Source organism: Tabrizicola sp. (assembly GCF_030373185.1).
Lineage (GTDB): Bacteria > Pseudomonadota > Alphaproteobacteria > Rhodobacterales > Rhodobacteraceae > Tabrizicola.
This window is the reverse complement of sequence record NZ_JAUCZH010000001.1, coordinates 30,905-54,322: the sequence shown is the minus strand read 5'-3', so window position 1 is coordinate 54,322 and position 23,418 is coordinate 30,905. Positions and strand designations below refer to the sequence as shown.

Genomic DNA, 23,418 nt, shown 5'->3' with positions numbered 1-23,418 from the left:
GAACATGATCCAATTCGGAACCAACCCCATCGCCTGGGCCAATGACGACGACCAGACCATCGGCGCCGATATCCCCACAACCCGCATCCTTGATGAAGCCGGACGCCAGATCGGCTTTGACGGCATCGAAAACGGCCACCGCTGGCCCGATGACCCCGAGGCGCTGCGCGCGCTTTTGGCCGAACATGGGCTGAAGTTCATCTCGGGCTGGTATTCGACGGAACTTCTGGTCCGGTCGGTGGAAGATGAGATCAAGGCCGCACAGGCCCATATCGCCAAGCTTCGCCACAACGGGTGCCGCGTGATGATTGTGTGCGAGACGTCAAACGCGATCCACGGCAACCCGACCAAGCCCGTGAACGACCGCCCGTGCCTTACGGCGGCGGAAATGGTGGCGTTTGGTGCGAAGCTTGAGGCGTTTGCGGCCTACCTTGCCGCGCAAGGCCTGACGCTGGTCTATCATCACCACATGGGAACGATCGTGGAGTCCCCCGAGGAAATCGACGCCCTGATGGCCGCCACCGGCCCACATACCCAGCTTTTGTTTGACGCAGGCCACTGCGCCTTTGGCGGCGGCGATCCGGTGGCGGTGCTGACCCGCCATGTTGCCCGCGTGCGGCACTTCCACGCCAAGAACATCCGCCCCGCTGTCACCGCTCGGGTGCGGGCCGAGGGGCTGAGCTTTCTGCAAGGCGTGGTCGCCGGGGCCTTCACCGTGCCGGGCGATCAGGAGGGGGGCATCGACTTCGGACCTTTGCTTCAGATCCTTGCGGGTGCAGACTATGACGGCTGGATCGTGATCGAAGCGGAACAAGACCCCAAGGTCCGCAATCCGCTGCTTTATCAGACGCTGGGTCTGGCGACACTGAAGCGGCTTTCGCGGGAAGCCGGTCTGATCTGACCGCGGCAGAGCCGGGGGCCAGCCCCCGGACCCCCGGAGTATTCTTGAAAAGAGCAAGCCATGGCCAATCTTCTTTGCAAACCGACCGGCACACGCGGCAAGGTGCATGACGTCACCCCCGAAAGCGCAGGCTGGGGCTATGTGGGCTTTGCGCTTCACCGGCTGGAACCGGGCGATGTGGCGGCGGACGTGACCGCGGACCGTGAGGTCATTCTGGTGCTGGTCGAGGGCAAGGCGCGGATCGAGGCCGCAGGTCAGGACTGGGGCGAGATGGGTGCGCGGATGGACGTGTTTGAAAAGACCCCGCCGCATTGTCTTTATGTGCCGGGCGGCAACGACTGGCGGGCAGTGGCGACCACGGCCTGCACTCTGGCGGTCTGTTCGGCACCGGGCGTGGGGGGACACACGGCCCAGCGCCTTGGGCCGGAAGGGATCGAACTGACCCCGCGCGGCAAGGGGACCAACACCCGCCACGTCAACAACATCGCGATGGAAACCCGCGAGGTGGCCGACAGTCTGCTGGTGACCGAGGTGTTCACCCCGGCGGGGCATTGGTCCAGTTACCCCAGCCACCGGCATGACGAGGACGACTTCCCGCGCATGACATATCTGGAAGAAACCTACTACCACCGCCTCAACCCCGATCAGGGTTTTGCCGTCCAGCGCGTCTATACCGAGGACGGCAGCCTGGACGAAACGATGGCCGTCAAAAGCCATGACGTGACGCTGGTGCCGAAGGGCCATCACCCCTGCGGCGCGCCTTATGGCTATGAGCTTTACTATCTGAACGTCATGGCCGGACCGCTGCGCAAGTGGCGATTCCAGAATGATCCCGACCACGACTGGATCGCCACGCGGGATGCGTGAGCCATGCCCCACGGCAGGAAGTTCCCGGCATTTTGATCTCGCTGGGTTGGGTGGTGGCGGCTACCGGGCCTTTACGATTGCCACGAAGGGCGGGGGCCAAACGGCTTGACGCGGTTGGTGGAACAGCGCCGGTCAGCAGGTTCGGCATCGGTCGATCATTGGCCCGACGTTACCGGCATCCTGCAAATGCAGGGCAAGACCAAACCCCCTTCTGCCCTTGCCGGCTTGCGCCGGCTTTGGCCGGGTGCCTTGCGAAGCGCCTTATCTGGGGCTGGCAGCCGCCTTCCGCCGCGCGAAGACCGAAACGGTCGGGTCTGACCAATCAAGCCGGCAGCCGCGAATACCCTCCATGCGTTGAAGCATGCGGTCTTCGAGGCTGACGGAACCACGGAACCAGAACAGGAGGGAATGTACAGCGCTCATCTCGGTCTCCTAAGGGTTTTGTCGATATGTCGAGGATGCCCGCCAAAGTTGTGCCGAATATGACCGAACCGGGATAGAGTTGAGACGCTTCGTGGTCTTTCTGTGAACTGTCCGGCGAACTGGACTGATCTCGAATGCGGTTCCGGCCGACGTCTGACTTTGTATGTCGCTTCAGAGGATCAAGCGGACAGGACGGAAGCGGTGTGCAAGGTCAAGCGGTGCGCTGCGGCACCCGGTTTTCCAGCCAGCGGAACAAAAGCACGATCACCCCGGCAATCGCCATGTAAACCACGGCGAGGAGGAGGAGCGGCTCGTAGACCACGAATGTATCCTGCCGGATCCGCGAGGAGACAGCATAGATGTCGACCACGGTGATGGTGGCAACCAGCGGTGTGGCCTTCAGCGTCAGCACTGTCTCGCCGCCCAATGTGGGCAGGACACGTTGCAGGGCCTGCGGCAGCCAGATCCGGCGGAAGATGGTAAAGCGCGGCATGCCCATCGCGCGCGCAGCCTCCAGCTGACCATGCGGAACACCTTTGAAGGCACCGCGCATGACTTCGCCCTCATAGCCCGCGACAGACAGGGTCAAAGCCAGCACCGCGTAGGGCCAAGCCTGACGCAGGATCGGCCAGAGGTCACTTTCCCGGATCCACGGGATCGACGGGAAAAGCGAGCCAAGGCCGTAATACAAGAGCCAAAGTTGCAGCAGAAGCGGCGTGCCGCGGATCAACCCGCAGAAGGCGCGCGCCGGGGCGGCCAGCCACCAGGGGCCAGCGGCCTGCGCCAGACCGAGCGGGATCGCAAGCAGCATCCCGAGAACCATGGTCACCACCAGAATCCAGGTCGTGTTCCATGCGCCTTGCAGCAGCAAGGCCTGATACTTGGGGTTGGCAAGCCAGCTCCAGTTCAGGCTTGTCACACTCCAGCCGACCAGGGCGACAGCGATCAGGGCCAGCACGATGCGACGCGTGGCCCAGAAACCCTGCACCGGCGCGGGACCGGCAGAGACAGTCTGGCTTGGGGTCGGGTTGGCTTGCATCAGCTTGTTCCCGGCCTGACTTGCCCGCGCCGCGCCCAGGCCTCAAGCCGGGCGAACAACAGGGTGGAGAGGATGGAGATGATCAGATAAAGCGCGCCCGCCGCCATGAAGAAGGTGAAGAATGCCTTTGTCGTGCTGGCCGCCTGCCGGGTCACCAGCGTCAGTTCGGCAAAACCGACCACGGCCAGAAGCGCGGTGTCCTTGGTGGCAATCAGCCACAGGTTGGCAAGACCGGGGATCGCTGCGGCCAACATCTGCGGCAGCGTCACGCGCCAGGCAAGCATCAAAGGCGGCATGCCCATGGCGCGCGCCGCCTCGATCTGGCCCGAAGGGACAGAGAGAATGGCCCCGCGCAAGACCTCGGTCGCATAGGCGCCCTGCACCACGCCAAGGACCACGATGCCAGCAGCAAAGCCGGAGATCTGGATCCGCTCGAACCCCCATGACAGCAAGAGGTTGTTGATTGACGAGGTGAAGGCGAAATAAAGGATCAGAATCAGGATCAGCTCCGGTACCGCGCGGACGATCGTGGTGTAGATCGCCAGCAGGTCACGGGCCAACGGGCCGCCGTACAGCTTGCCATAGGCGCCCAGTGTGCCGATCAAGAGCCCAAGACCGAAGGCGCCCAGGGCGATCATCACCGACTTTGCCAGGCCGGTCAGCAGTGTCGCCCCCCAACCGGGGGGCGACAAGGCCAGAAGATCCAGCGTAGAGGCCAGGACGGCCCCGGCAATCATGGTTTAACCGCCGTAGATCGACGACGAGAAGTAGCCGGCGGTGATCTTGTCATAGGTGCCGTCAGCGATGATTGCCGCGATGCCGGCGTTGATCTTTTCACGCAGTTCATCTTCGCCCTTGCGGATACCCGCACCGACGCCAAGGCCGAGGATCACCGGGTCATCGGCCACCGCACCCTTGGTTTCGCAACAGGCCATGCCGGTTTCCGAGGCAAGGAAAGCGTCCATCGCGATGCTGTCGGCCTGGGTCGCGTCGATCCGGCCAGCGGCAAGGTCAGAGTTCGCCTCGTCCTGGGTCTGGTAGATCTTGATCTCGGCGGCGGTGCCGGCGAAGTATTTCTCGACATAGGCCGCGTGTATGGTCGAGGCCTGCACACCGATGATCTTGCCGGCCAGCCCTTCGGGCGTGGGGGCCACGTCGCCACCCTTGGCACCAACGATAACGGTCGGGGTGTTGTAGTACTTGTCCGAGAAATCAATGGTCTGCATGCGCTCTTCGGTGATCGACATCGAAGCCATGATCGCGTCGATCTGCCCCGAGGTCAGCGACGGGATGATGCCATCCCAGGCGACGGGGGTGATCACGCACTGCATTTCGGCGGCGGCGCAGACCGCGTTGATAAGCTCCACTTCCCAGCCAACCCAGTTGCCCGAGGCGTCGGGCGACGCGAAGGGCGGATAAGCCTCGGCGGCGATGCCGATCTTGACTTCCTGCGCAGCGGCCGGCGCTGCGAACAGAAGGGTCGCGGCGACGAGTGATCTGAAGGTCATGTTGGTCTCCTTGCTGGTTTGGTTGTTTCCGCCCGTCAGGCGACGGACTTCAGGAATTGTTTCAGCCGGTCGGATTGCGGCGCGCCGAACAACTGGTCGGGCGGGCCTTGTTCTTCGATCAGGCCGTTGTGCAGGTAGATGACATGGCTTGCCACCTCGCGGGCAAACTTCATCTCATGCGTGACAAGGATCATCGTGCGGCCTTCGTCGGCCAGCCCCTTGATCACCTGCAACACCTCACCCACCAGTTCGGGGTCAAGGGCGCTGGTCGGTTCATCAAACAGCATGGCCTTGGGTTCCATGCACAGCGCGCGGGCGATGGCGGCGCGTTGCTGCTGGCCGCCGGACATGAAGGCGGGATAGGCGTCTTCCTTTTCGGCCAGGCCTACGCGGGCCAGCAGTTTGCGCGCCCGGTCGATGGCCACGTCACGCGGGCATTTCATCACATGGACCGGCACCTCTATCAGGTTTTCCAGCACGGTCCGGTGGGTCCAGAGGTTGAAGGACTGGAACACCATGCCAAGCGACTGGCGGATGCGTTCCAGCTGTTTGCGGTCTGACGGGCTGCCGTCGGGGTGCATGGCCACCGCTTCGCCAGCGATGGAAATCAGGCCCGAAGACGGAGTCTCCAGAAAGTTGATGCAGCGCAGCATGGTGGACTTGCCCGACCCGGACCCCCCGATGATGGCCACCACGTCGCCTTCATGCGCGGTCAGGGAAACGCCTTTCAGCACATGGTGCGTGCCAAAGCTCTTGTGCAGGTCTGCGACACGGATCGCTTCGGGGGACTGTTGGTTGCCGTTTGCCATGTGCCTCACTCGACTGTTGTTATCTGAACGTGCAATTCAGCGGTGCGCAAGCCTTTCCTGCAAGAATGTGCCGCAGGGCATCGCGGCTTGAAGGGGGAACGCCGCTCGTCTAATCAGAGAAGGGAAAGAGGGGCCTGAAATGCGCATTCTGATCACCAATGACGATGGCATCAACGCCCCGGGACTTGAGGTGCTGACCGAAATCGCCACCGCCATTGCCGGGCCGAAGGGCGAGGTCTGGACAGTGGCCCCGGCGTTTGAACAATCCGGCGTCGGCCATTGCATCAGCTATACCCATCCGATGATGATCGCCGAACTGGGGCCAAGGCGATTTGCCGCCGAGGGCAGCCCCGCCGATTGTGTGCTGGCCGCGATTTACGACGTGCTTTACGGGGCCAAGCCTGATCTGGTGCTTTCTGGCGTCAACCGGGGCAACAACGCGGCCGAGAACGTGCTTTATTCCGGCACCATCGGCGGCGCGATGGAGGCGGCCTTGCAGGGCGTGCCGGCAATTGCGCTCTCACAGTTCTTCGGGCCGGAAAACGCCGGGCTTGCCGATCCGTTCGAAAGCGCGCGCGCGCATGGCGCGTCCGTGGTGCGCGCCCTTCTGGACCGTGGCACATGGACAAAGGATGATTACCGGGTCTTTTACAACGTCAACTTCCCGCCCCAGACCGCCGCAGACACGCGCGGGATCAAGGTGGCACCGCAAGGCTTCCGCCGCGATACGGCCTTTTCGGTGGAACCGCACCAATCCCCCTCGGGCCGCAAGTTCCTGTGGATCAAGGGCGGGCCGCAGCACATGCCCACCCTTCCCGGCACTGACGCGGCGGTAAATCTGGAAGGCTTCATCTCTGTCACCCCGATGCGCGCCGACCTGACAGCACATGACCTGGTTGCCGACCTTCAGGCCCGGCTGGCATGACCGCAGGGCCGGAGGATCACCTCGACCCCTCCGACGAGCTTGCCGAACGCAAGATGCGTTTTCTTTTCGCGCTCCGCTCACGCGGCGTGACCGACGCGCGGGTTCTGACCGCGATGGAGCGGGTCGACCGCGGACATTTCGTGCGCGGCATCTTTGCAGACCGCGCCTATGAGGACATGCCCCTGCCCATTGCCTGCGGCCAGACCATCAGCCAGCCCTCGGTCGTGGGCTTGATGACGCAGGCGCTGCACGTCAATCCGCGCGATACGGTGCTGGAGGTGGGGACCGGATCCGGGTATCAGGCCGCGATCCTGTCGCAGCTGGCGCGCCGGGTCTACACCGTGGACCGCTACCGCCGCCTTGCGCGCGAAGCGGCAGACCTGTTCCAGCAGATGGACCTTGCGAATATCACCACGATCACCGCCGACGGGTCGCACGGATTGCCCGATCAGGCCCCCTTCGACCGGATCATCGTGACCGCCGCCGCCGAAGACCCCCCCGGCCCGCTTTTGGAGCAGTTGAAGCCCGGCGGGATCATGGTGCTTCCGGTCGGCCAGTCCGATGCGGTGCAAAGCCTGATCAAGGTCACCCGCACCGCCACCGGCTTTGATTACGAAGAACTTCGCCCAGTGCGCTTTGTGCCTCTGGTCGAAGGGCTCGGGTCCGAGTAGGATACCGGCCCAGAAACCGGGCCAACCCGGGCAGCATGACAGAGGCGGTGGGGCCATGCAGAAAATCAACGGCAGAATTCGGACCGGTCTGGTCCTTGGGGCAAGTGCGCTGGCGCTGTCGGCCTGCGTTAATACCGGCGAGCTGGACTGGGATCTGCGCGGGGGTGGTGGCTCTACATCCGAAGCAGCCCGACAGTCCACTGCGGCCGCACCAAGGCCGGATGCAAACGGCATCCTGTCCTATCCCGATTATCAGCTTGCCAAGGCCCGGCGCGGCGACACCGTGGCGGCCATGGCAGGGCGGCTGGGCCTGAACCCTGAAGAACTGGCCCGCACCAACGCCTTGCGCCCGACCGACCCCTTGCGCGACGGCGAGTTGCTGCTTTTGCCAAAGCGCGTTTCGGCGGCACCGCAACCCGCCACGATCGGTGGTGGCAGCGGACCTGTCGACATCACCGCGATTGCCACCACCGCGCTGGACTCCGCTGGCCCGTCCTCGGCCCCGGCCCCGACCGCATCGAAACCGGTCGCCGCACAGCCCTCGACTCACCGCGTTGCCCGGGGCGAAACCGCCTTCACCATCGCGCGGACCTACAATGTATCAGCCAAGGCGCTGGCCGACTGGAACCAGCTTGGCTCTGACATGGCGATCCGTGAGGGGCAGACGCTTATCATCCCGATCGCCACCGCCCCTGCGCCGAACCGCGAACCCGTGCCGACGTCGCCGGGCGCAGGATCACCCACCCCCGAACCACCCTCGGCCTCAAAGCCCTTGCCGAACGAAAAGACCGAAGCCGCCGCCAGCAAACCCAAGGCCACCCCGCCTTCGCCCGATCTGGGCAGCGGCACGACCGGGGCCTCGGCCAGCGCCTTTGTCATGCCGGTGCAAGGCAAGATCATCCGCGGCTATGACAAGCGCAGCAATCAGGGCATCGATATTGCCGCAGCAGCAGGCACGCCGGTCAAGGCCGCCGCCAGCGGCACCGTTGCCGCGATTACCCGCGACACCGGGCAGGTGCCGATCGTGGTGATCCGCCATACTGATGGTTTGTTGACCGTCTATGCCGGGCTGGACGGCCTGACCGTCAAGAAGGGCGACACTGTCAAGCGCGGCCAGACCATCGGCGCGGTGCGCAAGGCTGACCCTGCGTTCCTGCATTTCGAAGTCAGGAAGGGCGTCGACAGTCTGGACCCGATGACTTATCTGCGCTGAGCTTGCGGCCCCGCCGAATGGGGCCTCAGTCCAGCCGCACGCCTTCGCGCGCGGCAAGGTCACAGAAGAACTGCCAGGCCACCCGGCCTGACCGCGACCCGCGCGTCGCCTGCCATTCGATCGCCTCGGCGAACAGCCGGTCTTCCGGCACCTTCACCCCATGCGCCGCGCAATAGCCACGGATCATGTCAACGTATTCATCCTGACTGCACGGATGAAAGCCCAGCCACAGACCGAAACGGTCTGACAGCGACACCTTTTCCTCCACCGCCTCGCTGGGGTTGATCGCGGAGGAGCGCTCGTTCTCGATCATGTCGCGCGGCATCAGGTGGCGGCGGTTCGATGTCGCGTAGAACAACACATTCTCTGGCCGCCCCTCGATCCCGCCATCCAGAACCGCCTTCAGGCTTTTGTAATGCTGGTCGTCATGGCTGAAACTGAGGTCGTCGCAAAATAGCAGGAAACGATGGGAAGCGGCGCGCAGGTGGTGCAGCAGGCGCTGGACGGACGGCAGGTCTTCGCGGGAAAGTTCAACGATCTTCAGCGCAAGGCCCTCAGACCGCACCTTGGCATGCACCGCCTTGACAAGGCTTGATTTCCCCATGCCCCGCGCGCCCCACAACAGCGCGTTGTTGGCAGGCAGACCCCGCGCGAAATGTCGGGTGTTTTCCAGAAGCGTATCGCGCGAACGGTTGACCCCGATCAAAAGCCCGATATCCACCCGCGCGACCTTGGTGACCGGTTCCAGACGATCCGGCCCGGTGTGCCACGCAAAGGCATCGGCGGCGTCCAGATCGGGCGCGGGCAACGGCGCAGGGGCCAGCCGCTCCAGCGCGGCGGCAATCCGGTCCATCGGGTCGCTCACTCTTCCGCCTCCGGTTCCACCCATGTGCCATCGGCTTTCGCCTCTGCCTCGCGGCGCTTTTCGATCCGGCGGATCAGGAAGATCGACACTTCGTAGAGCGGGTATACCGCCACGAACAGGATCAGCTGGCTCATCACATCCGGCGGCGTGACAAGGGCCGCGACCACAAGGATCAGCACGATGGCATATTTCCGCATCCCCGCCAGCCCGGCCGAGGTCGCAAGCCCCGCCTTGCCCATCAGCGTCAAGAGGACCGGAAGCTGGAAGCACAGCCCGAAGGCAAGGATAAGCTTCAGGCTGATATCCAGCGTCTCATTGACCTTGCCCTGAAAGACGATGGCGATTCCGGTCGTTTCGGCCGGCGCGGCCACCTCTACGCCCGAGGCGTCACCAAGGCTTGGCACCAGGGCCGCAATCACCGAATAGGTGTCGGCAAAGCCCAGAAAGAAGCTCATCGCGATGGGCGTCACGATGAAATGCGCGAAAGCGGCACCAAGGAAGAACAGCACCGGCGAGGCCAGAAGGAACGGCAGGAACGCCTGCTTTTCATTGCGGTAAAGCCCGGGCGCCACGAACCGCCAAAGCTGGTAGCCGATGACGGGGAAGCTTATCATCAGCCCGGCCACGACCGAGATATGGATCAAGGTGAAGAAGTATTCCTGCGGCGCGGTGTATTGCATGACCGGGTTCGGGTTGCCCAGCGCCCGCATCGCGCCTTCGATCGGCTGCAACAGGAAATCAAGGATCGGATCGGCCACGACAAAGCACAGGACCATGGCGATCAGGAAGGCCGACACCGACCAGATCAGCCGGTTGCGCAGTTCAGCCAGATGCTCGACCAAGGGGGCCGAGCTGTCTTCGATCTCGTCTTTGGTCGTCATGCGTCTTCACCTGCGCCCGCTGCGGGTTTCTTGCGGACCCGGCCACCGCGTTTCGGTGCGGGGGCTTCGGCCGCGGCTGGTTCGGCCGCAGCGGGTTTGGCGGCGGCCGTTGCAGGCGCAGCTTTCGCTTCGCGCAGCTTTGCCACCTTCTCGACCGAGGCGGCCTTCTTTGCTGCAACCTTTTCGGCCAGCGCCGAGGTTGCGGGCCCTGACGGCGCCACCGCGGGGGCCGTCGTCGGCGTCGCGGGCATCGGTGGAGGGGTCAGCGACGAGGCGGCTGGCTTGGCCGCAGCCGGCTTCAGCGGATCCCATTTTTCGAACTTGTCAGCGGCGGATTTCACCGCGTCCATGCCCATCGCCTTCGGATTGGCAACCTTTTTCAGGTCAGCGGCCACATCCTTGACGCCACTTTCCTTTGCGGCCGCCTCCATCGCACGCGAAAACTCGCGCCCCATGGCACGGACCTTGGCGGCAAAGCGGCCAAGTTCGCGGAACATGCCGGGCAGGTCTTTCGGGCCGATGAAGATCAGCGCGATAATGCCCACAACCAGAAGTTCGGACCAGCTCAAGTCCATCCTGCGTCCCCCGAACGCGCGTCAGACGGTCAGACCTTGTCCTTCTCGGCGGGCGTCACGTCCTTGGCGGCTTCGGCCTTGGCCTCGTCGATCTCGGCCGTGCTTTCGTTCACGCCCTTCTTGAAGGCGGTAATGCCCTTGCCCACCTCCCCCATCAACGAGCTGACCTTGCCCCGACCGAACAGGACCAAAAGGACAACCGCAATCAGGAGAATGCCGGGTAAACCGATATTGTTAAGCATGCGAACCACTCCATCCATGGCCCCGATCACGGGGCGGATTCCGTTACTGCCGCAAAATAGGGCTGGTCGACGGCGGGTTCCAAGGGCAAAGCTGCTTGCGCGGTGCATTCTACTGACAGTATTTTGTCAGTAGGCCCGGCAAAATCGCCGGCCCTACCCACCCTGAAAGCCGCAAGACCCGCCAATGAAACGCGACGCCCGCCTTTTCGACATCGTTCAAGTCCTGCGTGACGGGCGGCTGCACACGGCGGCAGAACTGGCCTGCGGACTGGGGGTGTCCACCCGCACGATCTGGCGCGACATGGAGATGCTGGCCGCTACCGGCCTGCCGGTCGAAGGCGAAAGGGGTCTGGGCTACATCCTGCGCTCGCCCCTGGTGTTGCCACCGACCATGCTGACCCCCGAGGAGCTGGAGGCCCTTGTCGAAGGCCTGCGCCATGTCGGTCAGGACGGCAACCCCCGCGCCAAGGCAGCCCGAAGCCTGCTTTACAAGGTGGCGACCCTTTTGCCGCAGACCGGGATCGACCCGGACCCCAGGGACGGTTGATCCCCAGACCCACCTGCCACCGAAAGACTGCTGACAGGGTGTTGTCAGTTGGACCATGTCAGAAGACCTCCATCACAACGAATGGAGATGACGATGCGCCTTTTGCCAGCCCTTGCCGTGATGATCCTGTTTTCCCCTGCTGACTCTGCCCGAGCAGGCGGCGATGGCAGGGTAATGGAGATCGTCACCTTCCGCCTTGTCGCCGGCGCAACTGAGGCAGATTTTCTTGCCGCAGCCGCTGGCACCGAAGATCCGCTGCGCAGCCAGAACGGTTTTCTTGGCCGCACGCTGACCCGCAGCGATGCCGGGGTCTGGACGGACCACGTCCTTTGGTCCTCAACGGCAGCGGCGATGACGGGGGCAGATGCCATGATGGCCAACCCGGCATTCGGCCCCTTCATGGCGCTCATCGACGGGCAGACGGTCGAGATGCGCCATGATCCGGTTCTGTGGCAGATGGATTGACCGAAGCCCGCGCCACCTGCACCTTGCCGCCATGCGCCGCACCGACCGCCTCTTCGACCTGATCCAGATCCTGCGCGACGGGCGGCTGCACACCGCCCGCGACATGGCCGGTGTATTGGAAGTGTCGGTCCGCACCATCTGGCGTGACATGGCCACGCTTGTGGCATCGGGCCTTCCGGTCGAGGGCGAACGCGGGGTCGGATACATCCTGCGCGAGCCGATCAATCTGCCGCCTCTGACCCTTACCCCGGACGAGGTGCTGGCCCTGACGCTGGGCCTGCAACTGGTGACCAAAGGGGCCGATCCCTCGCTTGCCGGGGCAGCAGCCTCACTTCACGGCAAGATCGCTGCTGTGTTGCCCGCCCGGCTGATGGCCGATGCAGGCCAGGACACCTGGGTCTTTCCCGGCGAAGAAGCGATGGCCGCAGCCCGCCACCTGCCGAGCCTGCGCCGCGCGATCCGGCTGCGTGAGCGCCTGCGGGTCAGCTACCGTGACACCAAGGGCGCAGCGACAACCCGGCTGATCCGCCCCTTGGGCCTGGAATTCTGGGGCCGGGTCTGGACGTTGGCCAGTTGGTGCGAAACGCGCGGTGATTTCCGCAGCTTCCGGGTGGACAGATTTGACCGTCTTGTCCCGACTGGTGACATCTTCCCTGACGAGCCGGGCCGCAGCCTTGCCGACTGGCGCGCGATGGTTGCGCCCTAGACGCCGAACACAAAGCACCGATCCCGCCGGATCATCAGCCAAAGCACCGTGCCGGGCTTTGGCAGGAACACCCCCGGCACCGAAGCTGTCAGCTTCGCCCCTTCAAAATCCATCGCGAAATCCACCAGACTTTCGCGCCCCAGATAGCGGCTGCGCAAGACGGTTCCCCGCGCCGGAGTGCCGTCTTCGGGCGTCGGATGCGGCCCCTTGCCGCCCCGGTCAAAGTCGATCCGCAGATGCTGCGGGCGGATCACGATCTCGACCGCGCCGCCATCGGCATGGCCGGGCGTCAGAAAGGCCCCAAACGGGGTTTCTGTCAGCGCCCCACGAGACGTGCCGCGGATCACGTTGATATCGCTGAAAAACGCCGCCGCGGCCTTGTCGACCGGCGCATTGTAGACGTTATAGGGCGCGCCCCGCTGCACGATCTTTCCGGCCCGCATCAGGGCAATCTCATCGGCCATGCGCATCGCCTCATCCGGCTCATGCGTGACCAGCAAGACCCCGGTGCCTTCCTCTTTCAACAGTTCCAGCGTCCGGTCACGGATACCGTCGCGCAGCCGGTTGTCGAGCCCGGAAAACGGCTCATCCATCAGCATGACCCGAGGCCGGGGTGCCAGCGCACGGGCCAATGCGACCCGCTGCTGCTCGCCACCTGAAAGCTGGTGCGGATGCTTCGGGCCAAATCCCGAAAGGTCTACCCTTTCAAGAAGCTCACCCACCCGCCTCGTCTTTTCGGCCCGATCTACCCGCAGACCGAAACCCACGTTTTCGGCCACTGTCAGATGCGGAAACAGCGCGAAATCCTGAAACATCAGCCCGACCGAGCGTTGCTCTGGCGGCAGATGCACCCCCGGCCCGGCGACCAGACGGCCATCGATCCGAACCTCGCCACTATCGGCCCGCTCCACCCCCGCAATCATGCGCAAGGTGGTGGATTTACCGCAACCAGACGGCCCAAGAAGGCAGGTCACCTGCCCCGCCGCCACCGCAAGGGACACATCATCCACCACTGACCGCCCCCCGAAAGCGCGGCTCAGATGTGAAACCTCAAGGCGTAGGGGTGTGGCGTCGGGCATGAAACTCAAGCGATTTTCTCAGGCTTTCCCTACCAGTGCCGCCCCTGCGCTTCAAGGTTACATGGTCGTATTGGTCGCGCCGCCATCCAGAAGCACATTCTGCCCCACGATGAACCCCGCGTGCTGGGAACATAGAAAAGCGCAGGCGGCACCAAACTCGCCCGCTGTGCCATAGCGCCCCGCTGGAATGGTCGCGGCACGCTCGGCAATCGCGTCCTCCATACTGATTCCCCTCGCCTTGACCACGGCCCCATCCAGCGCAATCGCCCGGTCCGTGGCGTGGATTCCCGGCAAGAGGTTATTGATCGTCACCCCTTTTCCCGCCACCTGTCGCGCCGTCCCCGCAACAAACCCCGTCAGCCCCGCCCGGGCCGCGTTCGACAGGCCAAGGACCGGGACCGGAGCCTTCACCGAAACGCTGGTGATGTTGACCACCCGCCCCCAGCCCTGCGCCATCATCCCCGGCAAAACCGCCTGCATCAGCGCAATCGGCGTCAGCATGTTGGCATCCAGCGCCTTGATGAAATCCTCACGCCCCCAGTCCGACCACATCCCCGGCGGCGGTCCGCCTGCGTTGGTCACCAGAATGTCAAACGGCCCATGCGCCAGCACCGCCGCCCGGCCTGGCTCAGAGGTGATGTCCCCGGCCACAGTGACCACACTGACCTGACACCGCGCCCGGATGTCCGCCGCCGTCGCCTCAAGCGCTTCGACCCCGCGGGCGTTCATCACCAGATCGACCCCTGCTTCGGCCAAAGCCTCGGCACAGCCCCGCCCCAACCCTTTGGACGACGCACAAACCAGCGCCCGCTTTCCCCTGATCCCCAGATCCATCGCCATCTCTCCTCTTTGCGGCAAGCCTAGCAGCGCCCGACGCAGGAACAAGGCCGCGCAGAGCGCATATCCGCGCCGGTTGCGCGCAGAGGTAAGACAAGTGGTGTGCGCCCGGAACGGGCGCTCATTAAAACTCGGCGGCTTGTCCAAATCCCGGCCCTTCAACGCTCAGCGCTTTTCGTTGCGGCGGATCGCAGCACATCCTATAGGACGGCCATGTCGCACCATGCCCCCCTTTCCGCCGAAACTGCCAATCCTGAAATCCGCAGACGCCGGACCTTTGCGATCATCTCGCACCCCGACGCCGGCAAGACCACGCTGACCGAAAAGTTCCTGCTGTTTGGCGGCGCAATCCAGATGGCCGGTCAGGTCCGGGCCAAGGGCGATGCCCGGCGCACGCGGTCAGATTTCATGAAGCTGGAGCAAGAGCGCGGGATCTCGGTTTCCGCCAGCGCCATGTCCTTCGATTTCCGGCATTACCGGTTCAATCTGGTCGACACGCCCGGCCACTCGGACTTTTCCGAAGACACCTACCGCACCCTCACCGCCGTTGATGCCGCGATCATGGTCATCGACGGGGCCAAGGGCGTGGAAAGCCAGACCCGCAAACTGTTTGAGGTTTGCCGGCTGCGCGACCTGCCGATCCTGACCTTTTGCAACAAGATGGACCGCGAATCCCGCGATGTTTTCGAGATCATCGACGAGATTCAGGAAAACCTCGCGATCGACGTGACGCCTGCCAGTTGGCCGATCGGCGTCGGGCGAGACTTTGTCGGGGCCTATGACCTGCTCCACGACCGGCTGGAAATCATGGACCGCGCCGACCGCAACAAGGTGGCGGAATCGATCCAGATCAGCGGTGTGGATGATCCCAAACTGGCTGAACATATCCCGGCCGAACTGTTGCAGAAGTTCCACGAAGAACTTGAAATGGCGCGCGAATTGCTGCCCGCCTTTGACCGTGCGGCCTTTCTGAACGGCTCGATGACCCCGATCTGGTTCGGGTCAGCCATCAACTCGTTCGGGGTGAAGGAACTCATGGACGGCATCGGCGAATATGGCCCCGAACCCCAGCCACAAAAGGCCGCAGAACGCCTGGTCTACTCCAGCGAAACCCCGGTCACCGGCTTTGTGTTCAAGGTGCAGGCCAACATGGACCCGAAACACCGCGACCGGGTGGCTTTTGTCCGCCTTGCCTCGGGCCATTTCGAACGCGGGATGAAGCTGTTTCACGTCCGGTCAAAAAAGCCGATGACCATTGCAAGCCCGGTCCTGTTCCTTGCCGCCGACCGCGAACTGGCCGAAGAGGCCTGGGCCGGTGACATCATCGGTATTCCCAACCATGGGCAACTTCGGATCGGTGACGCGTTGACCGAAGGCGAGGCTCTGCGCTTCACCGGCATCCCGTCCTTCGCGCCCGAACTGCTACAGACCGTGCGCGCGATGGACCCGATGAAGGCCAAGCATCTGGAGAAGGCCCTGACCCAGTTTGCCGAAGAAGGCGCAGCAAAGGTTTTCAAGCCGATGATCGGCTCGGGCTATATCGTCGGCGTCGTGGGGGCGCTGCAATTCGATGTGCTGGCCAGCCGGATCGAACAGGAATACTCGCTGCCTGTCCGGTTTGAAGGGTCCAACTTTACCTCGGCCCGATGGATTTCCGGCGACAAGGCCGAGATCGAAAAGCTGGTCAGCATCAACAAGGGCCATATCGCCCATGACAGCGATGGCGACCTTGTTTTCCTGACCCGGCTGCAATGGGATATCGACCGTGTCACCCGAGACTATCCGGCAGTAAAGCTGACGGCCACCAAGGAGATGATGGTCTAGCCCCCGCCGGCCATCGCCGCGCGCCAACCATGATCTGGCGAGAACTTTGCAAGGGTCACGCGCCGCAGCGTTGCCGGAAACGCATCGCAACCGACGGCCGTGATGGTCAGAACGTGGTCTCCGGGCGGGAACCCAAGACCCATGCGCACGACGGCAAGTTCACCTGGACCCAAAGGGGGCGTGTGGCCAAGCCAGACCTCGCTCTCACCCTGAACCCGAAATCGCATGCGATGGCAGCCGTCCTTGGGTGCCACGATCAGGATTCCGTATTTTCTCAGATCAGATGTCGATGACAGTCGAAACTCGGTCCGGCAGTCTTCCGGGTCACATCCGCCGTGGTCGGCATGCGACGACTGACCCATGATGACCACCAACACGGCAAACAGGAGAAATATCTTCATGATGCACCTGCAATTAGGTGAGCGAGCAAAAATTGGCATCGTCTGAATGGCCGAAATCTTAACAGAGTTCGGGTGAAAAACCAAGGCAGCCGGTGCATGCCTTGACCCCTCGCCACTTTTCAGCTATCGCGAGGCGCGGCCATTGGGGCCGAGACGCCGGGGCGCCCGGAAACTAGCGTCCCATCATTCATGCGGTCCGATACCGCATCCATAGGACGCTTATGACCAGATTTTCCGACCTCGCGCTTGACCCGCGCGTACTTCAGGCCGTTTCCGAAGCCGGCTACGAAACCCCGACCCCGATTCAGGAACAGGCGATCCCGCATGCGCTGCAAGGGCGCGATGTGTTGGGGATTGCCCAGACCGGCACCGGCAAGACCGCCAGCTTCACGCTGCCGATGATCACGCTTCTGGGTCAGGGCCGCGCCCGCGCCCGGATGCCGCGCAGCCTTGTGCTGGCACCGACGCGTGAACTGGCCGCCCAGGTGGCCGAGAACTTCGACATCTACGCCAAGCACACCAAGCTGACCAAGGCGCTCTTGATCGGCGGGGTTTCCTTCGGGGAACAGGACAAGCTGATAGACCGTGGGGTTGATGTGCTGATTGCCACGCCGGGTCGGCTTCTGGACCATTTCGAGCGCGGCAAACTTCTCTTGACCGGCGTGCAGATCATGGTCGTCGATGAAGCTGACCGGATGCTCGACATGGGGTTCATCCCCGATATCGAACGCATCTTCCAGCTGACCCCCTTCACCCGCCAGACGATGTTCTACAGCGCCACCATGGCACCCGAGATCGAGCGGATCACCAACACCTTCCTGACCAACCCGGCCAAGATCGAGGTTGCGCGGCAGGCGACGGCGTCGCTGACCATCACGCAGGCGTTGATCGAGGTGAAGCCGGCCCGCAAGGATCGCAGCTTTGGCGAAAAGCGCTCGGTCCTGCGCGCCCTGATCCGGGCCGAGGGTGAGGCTTGCACCAACGCGATCATCTTCTGCAATCGCAAGATGGATGTGGATGTGGTGGCGAAATCGTTGAAATCGCATGGTTTCAACGCCGCCCCTATCCATGGCGATCTGGAGCAGTCGCAGCGCATGAAGACGCTGGATGCCTTCCGCGATGGCTCGCTTCACCTGCTGGTCGCCTCGGACGTGGCCGCGCGGGGGCTCGATATTCCGGCCGTCAGTCATGTGTTCAACTTTGACGTGCCGTCGCACCCGGAAGATTACGTCCACCGCATCGGCCGGACCGGCCGGGCCGGGCGTCTGGGCAAGGCCTTCACGATCTCGGTGCCGTCGGATGAAAAATACCTCAAGGCCATCGAAAGTCTGGTGAAAATGGAAATTCCGCGCGGCACCCTGCCCGAGGGTTATGTGCCGGACGCGGGAGAAGACCGGCCCGAACGTCCGCGCGAAGAGCGCAGCGGGCGTGGGCGGGACCGCGAGCGCAGCCCGCGGGGCCGCGATCGCGACCGCGCGCCAAAGCCGCATGACGAGGTGGCCGCGATGGAACCCGTCGTGGTTGCGCCAAAGCCGGAAGCCGCTGTCGAGGACGTCCGCCCAGTGCGGTCCGAACCAAAGCCGGAAGCACGGCCGGAACGCGAAGCCCGGCCCGAACGGACGGAAAATCGCCGCAATGACCGGCGCGAGCCTCGGGAAGAGCGCCGCGATGACCGGCGTGATGCGCCCCGCGACGCCCCGCGCGAAGATCGCCGCGACTATCGCCGCGACCGGGATCTTGGGCCTTCCGTCGTGGGCATGGGCGACCATGTACCGGATTTCATCCTGCGCAGCTTTGCCATCAAGCCTTCCGCCTCCGACGAGGTGGATGAACCCGCGACCGGCACCGAAGGCTAAGCCGACCTGATGCAATGCAAAAGGCCCCGACGAAAGTCGGGGCCTTTGTCATTCCGGCAGCAAGATCACTCCGCCATCAGGCGGCTGATCACCACGGTCACTTCGGGCTTCTTGCCGATCTCTTCCATCGCGACCTGACGCAGAACCTTGCGGATCTCATCTTCCAGCTTCTTGTCGTCCTTCAGAAGTTTCTTACCTGCACGGTCGATGAATTCGGCCAGATCAGCTTCGATCGTCTCGGCCAGCACGCGGTCGCCCCGGCCCTTGGCGGGCAGACCCATCAATTCGACCCATGGCTCCCCCATCGGCTGATCGTTTTCGTCCAGCATCACCGTGACCAGTGCATGTCCGTTCAACGCCATGCGGATCCGGTCGCGCACCACGCCGTCCAGCGCGCCGACAAGGGCCGTGCCGTCCAGATAGACCCGCCCGGTTTCCACATATTCGGCCACTTCCGGCACATCGCCGGTCAGGTCGATCATCATGCCGTTCGTCGCCACCTGCGCCGCGATCCCGGCTTCGGTTGCGATGCGGGCATGTTCGCGCAGATGCCGGTGTTCGCCATGCATCGGGATCAGCATATCGGGCAGCACAAGACGGTGGACATGTTCAAGGTCCGGCCGGTTGGCGTGACCCGAGACGTGATACTTGCCACCCGCGTCATCAATGACGTTGACGCCCATTTCCGAATAGGCATTCCAGACCCGCAGCACCTCGCGCTCATTGCCGGGGATGGTCTTGGACGAAAAGAGGAACGTGTCGCCTTCCTTCATCTGGATGCCCAGATACTTGCCCCGGCTCAGCTGCGCCGAGGCCGCGCGGCGTTCGCCCTGACTGCCGGTGACCAGGAGCATCAGGTTCTTGCGCGGCACCTCCAGCGCCTCTTCGGGGCCGATGGTGCGGGGAAAACCGGACAGAACGCCCGCCTCTTCCCCCGCGGCAATCATCTTCTTCATCGACCGGCCCAGAACGCAGATCGTGCGGTCCGCTGCACGGGCGGCTTCTGCCAGGGTCTTGAGCCGCGCGACGTTCGACCCGAAGGTCGTGGCCGCCACCATGCCGGAGGCGCCCTTGATCAGCTCGGTCAGCGCCGGGCCAAGCGTGCTCTCGGACCGGCCTTCGTGATTGGAAAAGACGTTGGTCGAATCGCACATCATCGCCTTGACCGGGCGTTCCGCGACAATCTCGGCAATGCGGGCATCATCCCAGGCTTCGCCCACCACCGGGTTGTGGTCGATCTTGAAATCCGCCGTGTGGAAAATGCGGCCTGCGGGCGTGTCGATCACCAAGGCCGAGCTTTCGGGAATCGAATGCGACACCGGCACGAACTGAACCTTGAACGGCCCGGCCTCGACCGTGGCGGGGCGGGGTTCGACAGTCACGATCTGATCGGTCGGCAGGCCGGTTTCCTCGAACTTCAGCCGCCCGATGGTGGCGGTGAAGCGACGGCAGTAGATCTTCTTTTTCAGCTTCGGCCACAGCCGCCCGATCGCGCCGATGTGGTCTTCATGGGCATGGGTGATGAAGATCGCTTCCAGCCGGTCAACCCGCGCCTCAAGCCAGCTGACATCGGGCAAGATCAGATCCACCCCGGGCGAGGTATCCATATCGGGAAAGGTCACGCCCAGATCCACCAGGATCAGCCGTTCCTTGCCTGCCGGACCATAGCCGTAGACGTAAGCGTTCATGCCGATCTCTCCGGCGCCGCCGAGGGGAAGGTAGATCAGGCGGTTCACAGTCATGCGGTTTCCTTGTTGTAATCGTTGATCAGGACGAGGCCATGCATCGTCAGGTCATCCTCGATGGAATGAAATAGCGCGGTTCCTTGTGCGAACAGAGAGGCGAGGCCCCCGGTCGCAATCACTTTCATGGGGCGGTCGCGTTCGCGGCGAACCTCGCGCACGATGCCTTCGACCAGCCCGACATAGCCCCAATACACGCCGGACTGCATGCAGGCCACCGTATTTGTGCCGATCACCCGGTCGGGCTTTGCAACGTCGATATGCGGCAAGGCGGCAGCGGCGTTGTGCAGCGCCTCCAGCGACAGGTTGACGCCGGGCGCAATGACCCCGCCAACATAGGCGCCATCGTGGTCAACGACGTCAAAGGTGGTGGCAGTGCCGAAATCGACGATGATCAGGTCGCCGCCATGCCGATCATGCCCGGCGACGGTATTGACCAACCGGTCCGGCCCGACCGTGGTTCCCTGATCGACCCGTGGCGCGACGGGCAGCCGACACTCGGGTTTGCCCACCACCAAAGGGCGGCAGCCGAAATAGCGGTCACAGAGGACGCGCAGATTGAATACCACGCGCGGCACGGTGGAGGAGATGATCGCAGCCGTCACATGCGCCTCGGTCTTGGTCAGCATCATCAGGCTGGAGAGCCAGACGAAATATTCATCCGCCGTGCGTTTGTGGTCGGTCGCGATACGCCAGGTGGCGATGAAGCTGGTGCCGTTCCAGATGGAAAAGACCGTGTTGGTATTGCCGCAGTCGATGGCGAGAAGCATGGCGCGCGCTTTACGGTTGGCGGCGGACCGGGGGTTTCACACCCCCGGACCCCCGTGGGATATTTCGAGAAGAGAAAGCCTTGGGCGGGATCAAAAGAACACCTCGGCAGCGGGAATGGCAAGGGTTCCGGTCACGGTGCGCAGGATCAGGTTGCCGGTGGCGTCGATGCTTTCGAAGATGCCTTCACGGGTCTCGGTTCCGGTACGGGCGCGGATGATTTCTCCCTTGCGGGCGGCATGGGCAAGCCATCCGGCGCGCAGCGGGGCGAAACCTTCGGTCTGGAAGATCGCCTCCCACGCAGCATAGGCGGGGGCGAGGGCATCCAAGAACGCCTCGGGCGTGATGCGGTGACCGGTCTCATGCAGAAGTGAGACCGGGGGGACCGCGCCGGGTTCCACAAGCGACGCGTCCGGGGCGGCGATGAGGTTGACGCCGATGCCGATGCACAGGACCGGGTTTGCGGTGCCAAGGCCCGCGCTTTCCAGCAGTATCCCGGCCAACTTGCCTCCGTTCAGCAAGACGTCGTTCGGCCATTTCAGGGTGAAGCTGTCAGAAAGACCGGTCAGCCTTGCGCACGCGTCACGCAGCGCTAGTGCAGCGGCGAATGAGCGGAGCGCGACAGCCTCGGGTGGCTCTTGCGGCTTCAGCACAAGGGTTGCGTGGAAATTTCCACGCGGGCTTTCCCACGGCCTTGACCGACGGCCCCGGCCTGCGGTCTGAAAGCCCGCCACGATCCACGTCGGACCGTCCAGGGTAGCGGCCCGGCGGAAGCCTTCGGCGTTGGTGCTGTCAATCTCGGACAGGGCGAGACGCCCTGCCCATTGGTGCGACTCAGCGGACAAGCGCTTGGGCCGCAGTGGCGGCCGCGGGTTCGATGCCGAACAGGTTGATCACACCGACCAGCATGATCGCCGCCACAGCCATCAGCATGACCCATTGCACCGGGGCCATCCGGCTTTCGGCCGGTTCCTGTTCTGCGCCGAAATACATGAAGTAGACCAGCCGCAGATAGTAGAAGGCACCGATCACCGACGCCACCGCACCAACGACTGCCAGCCAGACCATCCCCGCATCAACCGCAGCCTTCAGGACATAGAACTTGCCGAAAAACCCCAGCATCGGCGGCACACCGGCAAGGCTGAACAACAAGACAAGCATCGCAAGAGCCTTGAGCGGTTCCACCTTGGCAAACTGGTTGAGGCTGGCGATGTCGCTGACCGGGCGGCCGTTGCGTTCCATCGACAGGATGAAGGCGAAGGTTCCGACATTCATCGTCACATAGATCGCCATGTAGATCATCGTCGCCTGAACACCGTAGGCGGTGCCAACGGAGAGGCCGATCAGCGCATAGCCCATATGGGCGATGGAGGAATAGGCCATCAGGCGCTTGATGTCCTTCTGGCCGATGGCAGCCACGGCACCAAGGGCCATCGAGGCTACGGCAAGACCGGCAAGCACCTGACCCCACTGGCCCGGAACGCCGCCGAACGCATCATGCACCAGCCGCGCGATAAGCGCCATGGCGGCGACCTTGGGGGCGGTAGCGAAGAATGCCGTGACCGGCGTGGGCGAGCCTTCGTAGACATCCGGCGTCCACATATGGAAGGGCGCGGCACTGACCTTGAACGCCAGCCCCGCCAGCATGAACACAAGGCCGAACAGAAGGCCCAGTGGCACGCCATCCTTCACCGTGGACAGGATGCCCGCAAACTGCGTGGTGCCGGAATAGCCGTAAACCAGCGAGGCGCCATAAAGCAGAAGCCCCGACGACAGCGCGCCAAGGACAAAGTACTTCAGGCCCGCCTCGGAAGATTTCGCACTGTCACGCCGCAGCGAGGCCACGACGTAAAGCGACAGGGATTGCAGTTCCAGCCCCATGTAAAGCGTCATCAGGTCGGCAGATGAGACCATGACCATCATCCCGACAACCGCCAGCGCGATCAGGATCGGGTATTCAAAGCGCAGAAGGTCGCGCCGGACCATATAATCCTGCCCCATCACCAGGACGGCAGCGGCGGCCAGAAGGATCGTGACCTTGGCAAAACGGGCGAATGGATCATCGACGAACAGGCCACCAAAGACCACACGCTCACCGCTGCCACCAGCTCCGATGTAAAGCGCCAGCGCCACGAACAGCCCCGCCGTCGCCCAGACCAGTGCCGGGGCCAGCTTGTCCTTGGTCGTGTAGACCCCGACCATCAGCGCGGCCATGGCATAACCGCTCAGCACGATCTCGGGCAGAAGGGTCTGGAAATCTGCGGACGTCATCGG

At 63.6% G+C, this 23,418-nt stretch carries 25 protein-coding genes; 10 read left to right on the top strand and 15 right to left on the bottom strand.

Annotated features, from left to right (window positions below; all coding sequences use genetic code 11):
• Positions 1-4: 4 nt before the first annotated feature.
• Both iolE and iolB read left to right on the top strand, forming a co-directional pair.
• On the top strand, positions 5-901 hold the full coding sequence (gene iolE, locus QUV21_RS00305; RefSeq protein ID WP_300852307.1) for a myo-inosose-2 dehydratase: 897 nt from the start codon (positions 5-7) through the stop codon (positions 899-901).
• A gap of 60 nt (positions 902-961) precedes the next feature.
• Positions 962-1,768: a 5-deoxy-glucuronate isomerase gene (gene iolB / locus QUV21_RS00300; RefSeq protein WP_300852306.1), complete on the top strand. Its 807-nt coding sequence runs from the start codon at positions 962-964 to the stop codon at positions 1,766-1,768.
• Between the two features lie 634 nt (positions 1,769-2,402).
• Here iolB and QUV21_RS00295 read toward each other — a convergent pair.
• Genes QUV21_RS00295 through QUV21_RS00280 form a run of 4 tightly spaced genes read right to left on the bottom strand, consistent with a single transcriptional unit; the run spans position 2,403 to position 5,547 of the window.
• Positions 2,403-3,230, bottom strand: a complete 828-nt coding sequence (locus QUV21_RS00295) for an ABC transporter permease subunit (RefSeq protein WP_300852304.1) — start codon at positions 3,228-3,230, stop codon at positions 2,403-2,405.
• On the bottom strand, positions 3,230-3,967 hold the full coding sequence (locus QUV21_RS00290; protein WP_300852303.1) for an ABC transporter permease subunit: 738 nt from the start codon (positions 3,965-3,967) through the stop codon (positions 3,230-3,232). Before QUV21_RS00290 ends, QUV21_RS00295 begins: the two co-directional genes overlap by 1 nt.
• Before the next feature lie 3 nt (positions 3,968-3,970).
• Positions 3,971-4,738, bottom strand: coding sequence for a transporter substrate-binding domain-containing protein (locus QUV21_RS00285; RefSeq protein WP_300852301.1), 768 nt, complete (start codon positions 4,736-4,738; stop codon positions 3,971-3,973).
• 35 nt (positions 4,739-4,773) lie between these two features.
• Positions 4,774-5,547 (bottom strand): ATP-binding cassette domain-containing protein, encoded by a 774-nt coding sequence (locus tag QUV21_RS00280; protein WP_300852299.1) that lies wholly within the window; start codon positions 5,545-5,547, stop codon positions 4,774-4,776.
• Positions 5,548-5,686: 139 nt separating this feature from the next.
• On the opposite strand from QUV21_RS00280, the gene surE reads away from it, so the two are divergent.
• Genes surE through QUV21_RS00265 form a run of 3 tightly spaced genes read left to right on the top strand, consistent with a single transcriptional unit; the run spans position 5,687 to position 8,356 of the window.
• Positions 5,687-6,472 carry a 5'/3'-nucleotidase SurE gene (gene surE / locus QUV21_RS00275; protein WP_300852297.1) on the top strand — a complete coding sequence of 262 codons (786 nt, stop codon included), beginning with the start codon at positions 5,687-5,689 and terminating at the stop codon, positions 6,470-6,472.
• On the top strand, positions 6,469-7,143 hold the full coding sequence (locus QUV21_RS00270; protein WP_300852295.1) for a protein-L-isoaspartate(D-aspartate) O-methyltransferase: 675 nt from the start codon (positions 6,469-6,471) through the stop codon (positions 7,141-7,143). The genes surE and QUV21_RS00270 overlap by 4 nt, the downstream gene beginning before the upstream one ends.
• A gap of 55 nt (positions 7,144-7,198) precedes the next feature.
• Positions 7,199-8,356, top strand: coding sequence for a peptidoglycan DD-metalloendopeptidase family protein (locus QUV21_RS00265; protein WP_300852294.1), 1,158 nt, complete (start codon positions 7,199-7,201; stop codon positions 8,354-8,356).
• Between the two features lie 25 nt (positions 8,357-8,381).
• Here the strand turns inward: QUV21_RS00265 and QUV21_RS00260 are convergent, their stop codons facing one another.
• The 4 genes from QUV21_RS00260 to QUV21_RS00245 are packed head-to-tail and all read right to left on the bottom strand — an operon-like array spanning position 8,382 to position 10,919.
• Positions 8,382-9,221, bottom strand: a complete 840-nt coding sequence (locus QUV21_RS00260; RefSeq protein ID WP_300852292.1) for an ATP-binding protein — start codon at positions 9,219-9,221, stop codon at positions 8,382-8,384.
• Positions 9,218-10,102, bottom strand: a complete 885-nt coding sequence (gene tatC / locus QUV21_RS00255; RefSeq protein WP_300852291.1) for a twin-arginine translocase subunit TatC — start codon at positions 10,100-10,102, stop codon at positions 9,218-9,220. The genes QUV21_RS00260 and tatC overlap by 4 nt, the downstream gene beginning before the upstream one ends.
• Complete coding sequence (locus tag QUV21_RS00250; RefSeq protein WP_300852289.1) at positions 10,099-10,677, bottom strand: twin-arginine translocase TatA/TatE family subunit; 579 nt, start codon at positions 10,675-10,677, stop codon at positions 10,099-10,101. The genes tatC and QUV21_RS00250 overlap by 4 nt, the downstream gene beginning before the upstream one ends.
• Positions 10,678-10,706: 29 nt before the next feature.
• Entirely contained in the window at positions 10,707-10,919 is a 213-nt protein-coding gene (locus tag QUV21_RS00245) for a twin-arginine translocase TatA/TatE family subunit (protein ID WP_300852287.1), read from the bottom strand.
• Between the two features lie 184 nt (positions 10,920-11,103).
• Here QUV21_RS00245 and QUV21_RS00240 point away from each other — a divergent pair, with 184 nt between their 5' ends.
• The 3 genes from QUV21_RS00240 to QUV21_RS00230 all read left to right on the top strand — a co-directional run bounded on the left by QUV21_RS00240 (position 11,104) and on the right by QUV21_RS00230 (position 12,637).
• Positions 11,104-11,466 carry an HTH domain-containing protein gene (locus QUV21_RS00240; RefSeq protein WP_300852285.1) on the top strand — a complete coding sequence of 121 codons (363 nt, stop codon included), beginning with the start codon at positions 11,104-11,106 and terminating at the stop codon, positions 11,464-11,466.
• A 93-nt stretch (positions 11,467-11,559) separates the two neighbouring features.
• Complete coding sequence (locus tag QUV21_RS00235; RefSeq protein WP_300852284.1) at positions 11,560-11,931, top strand: hypothetical protein; 372 nt, start codon at positions 11,560-11,562, stop codon at positions 11,929-11,931.
• Positions 11,903-12,637, top strand: coding sequence for a YafY family protein (locus tag QUV21_RS00230; RefSeq protein ID WP_366907283.1), 735 nt, complete (start codon positions 11,903-11,905; stop codon positions 12,635-12,637). The genes QUV21_RS00235 and QUV21_RS00230 overlap by 29 nt, the downstream gene beginning before the upstream one ends.
• Here the strand turns inward: QUV21_RS00230 and QUV21_RS00225 are convergent.
• Entirely contained in the window at positions 12,634-13,716 is a 1,083-nt protein-coding gene (locus QUV21_RS00225) for an ABC transporter ATP-binding protein (protein WP_300853442.1), read from the bottom strand. The two genes, QUV21_RS00230 and QUV21_RS00225, sit on opposite strands and share 4 nt — an antisense overlap.
• Positions 13,717-13,773: 57 nt before the next feature.
• Complete coding sequence (locus QUV21_RS00220) at positions 13,774-14,550, bottom strand: SDR family oxidoreductase (RefSeq protein WP_300853441.1); 777 nt, start codon at positions 14,548-14,550, stop codon at positions 13,774-13,776.
• Positions 14,551-14,766: 216 nt separating this feature from the next.
• On the opposite strand from QUV21_RS00220, the gene QUV21_RS00215 reads away from it, so the two are divergent.
• A complete protein-coding gene (locus QUV21_RS00215; RefSeq protein WP_300852283.1) occupies positions 14,767-16,377 on the top strand; it encodes a peptide chain release factor 3 in 1,611 nt (536 codons plus the stop codon).
• Here the strand turns inward: QUV21_RS00215 and QUV21_RS00210 are convergent.
• On the bottom strand, positions 16,374-16,778 hold the full coding sequence (locus tag QUV21_RS00210; protein ID WP_300852282.1) for a hypothetical protein: 405 nt from the start codon (positions 16,776-16,778) through the stop codon (positions 16,374-16,376). The genes QUV21_RS00215 and QUV21_RS00210 overlap by 4 nt on opposite strands.
• 221 nt (positions 16,779-16,999) lie before the next feature.
• Between QUV21_RS00210 and QUV21_RS00205 the strand changes: the two genes are divergently transcribed.
• A complete protein-coding gene (locus QUV21_RS00205; protein WP_300852280.1) occupies positions 17,000-18,634 on the top strand; it encodes a DEAD/DEAH box helicase in 1,635 nt (544 codons plus the stop codon).
• A 65-nt stretch (positions 18,635-18,699) separates the two neighbouring features.
• On the opposite strand, the gene QUV21_RS00200 is transcribed toward QUV21_RS00205, so the two are convergent.
• From QUV21_RS00200 to nuoN, 4 genes are all read right to left on the bottom strand, one after another.
• Positions 18,700-20,376 (bottom strand): ribonuclease J, encoded by a 1,677-nt coding sequence (locus tag QUV21_RS00200; RefSeq protein ID WP_300852279.1) that lies wholly within the window; start codon positions 20,374-20,376, stop codon positions 18,700-18,702.
• Entirely contained in the window at positions 20,373-21,146 is a 774-nt protein-coding gene (locus tag QUV21_RS00195; RefSeq protein WP_300852277.1) for a type III pantothenate kinase, read from the bottom strand. Before QUV21_RS00195 ends, QUV21_RS00200 begins: the two co-directional genes overlap by 4 nt.
• Before the next feature lie 90 nt (positions 21,147-21,236).
• Entirely contained in the window at positions 21,237-21,989 is a 753-nt protein-coding gene (locus QUV21_RS00190; RefSeq protein WP_300852275.1) for a biotin--[acetyl-CoA-carboxylase] ligase, read from the bottom strand.
• Positions 21,979-23,415 (bottom strand): NADH-quinone oxidoreductase subunit NuoN, encoded by a 1,437-nt coding sequence (gene nuoN / locus QUV21_RS00185; RefSeq protein WP_300852273.1) that lies wholly within the window; start codon positions 23,413-23,415, stop codon positions 21,979-21,981. The genes QUV21_RS00190 and nuoN overlap by 11 nt, the downstream gene beginning before the upstream one ends.
• Positions 23,416-23,418 lie beyond the last annotated feature (3 nt).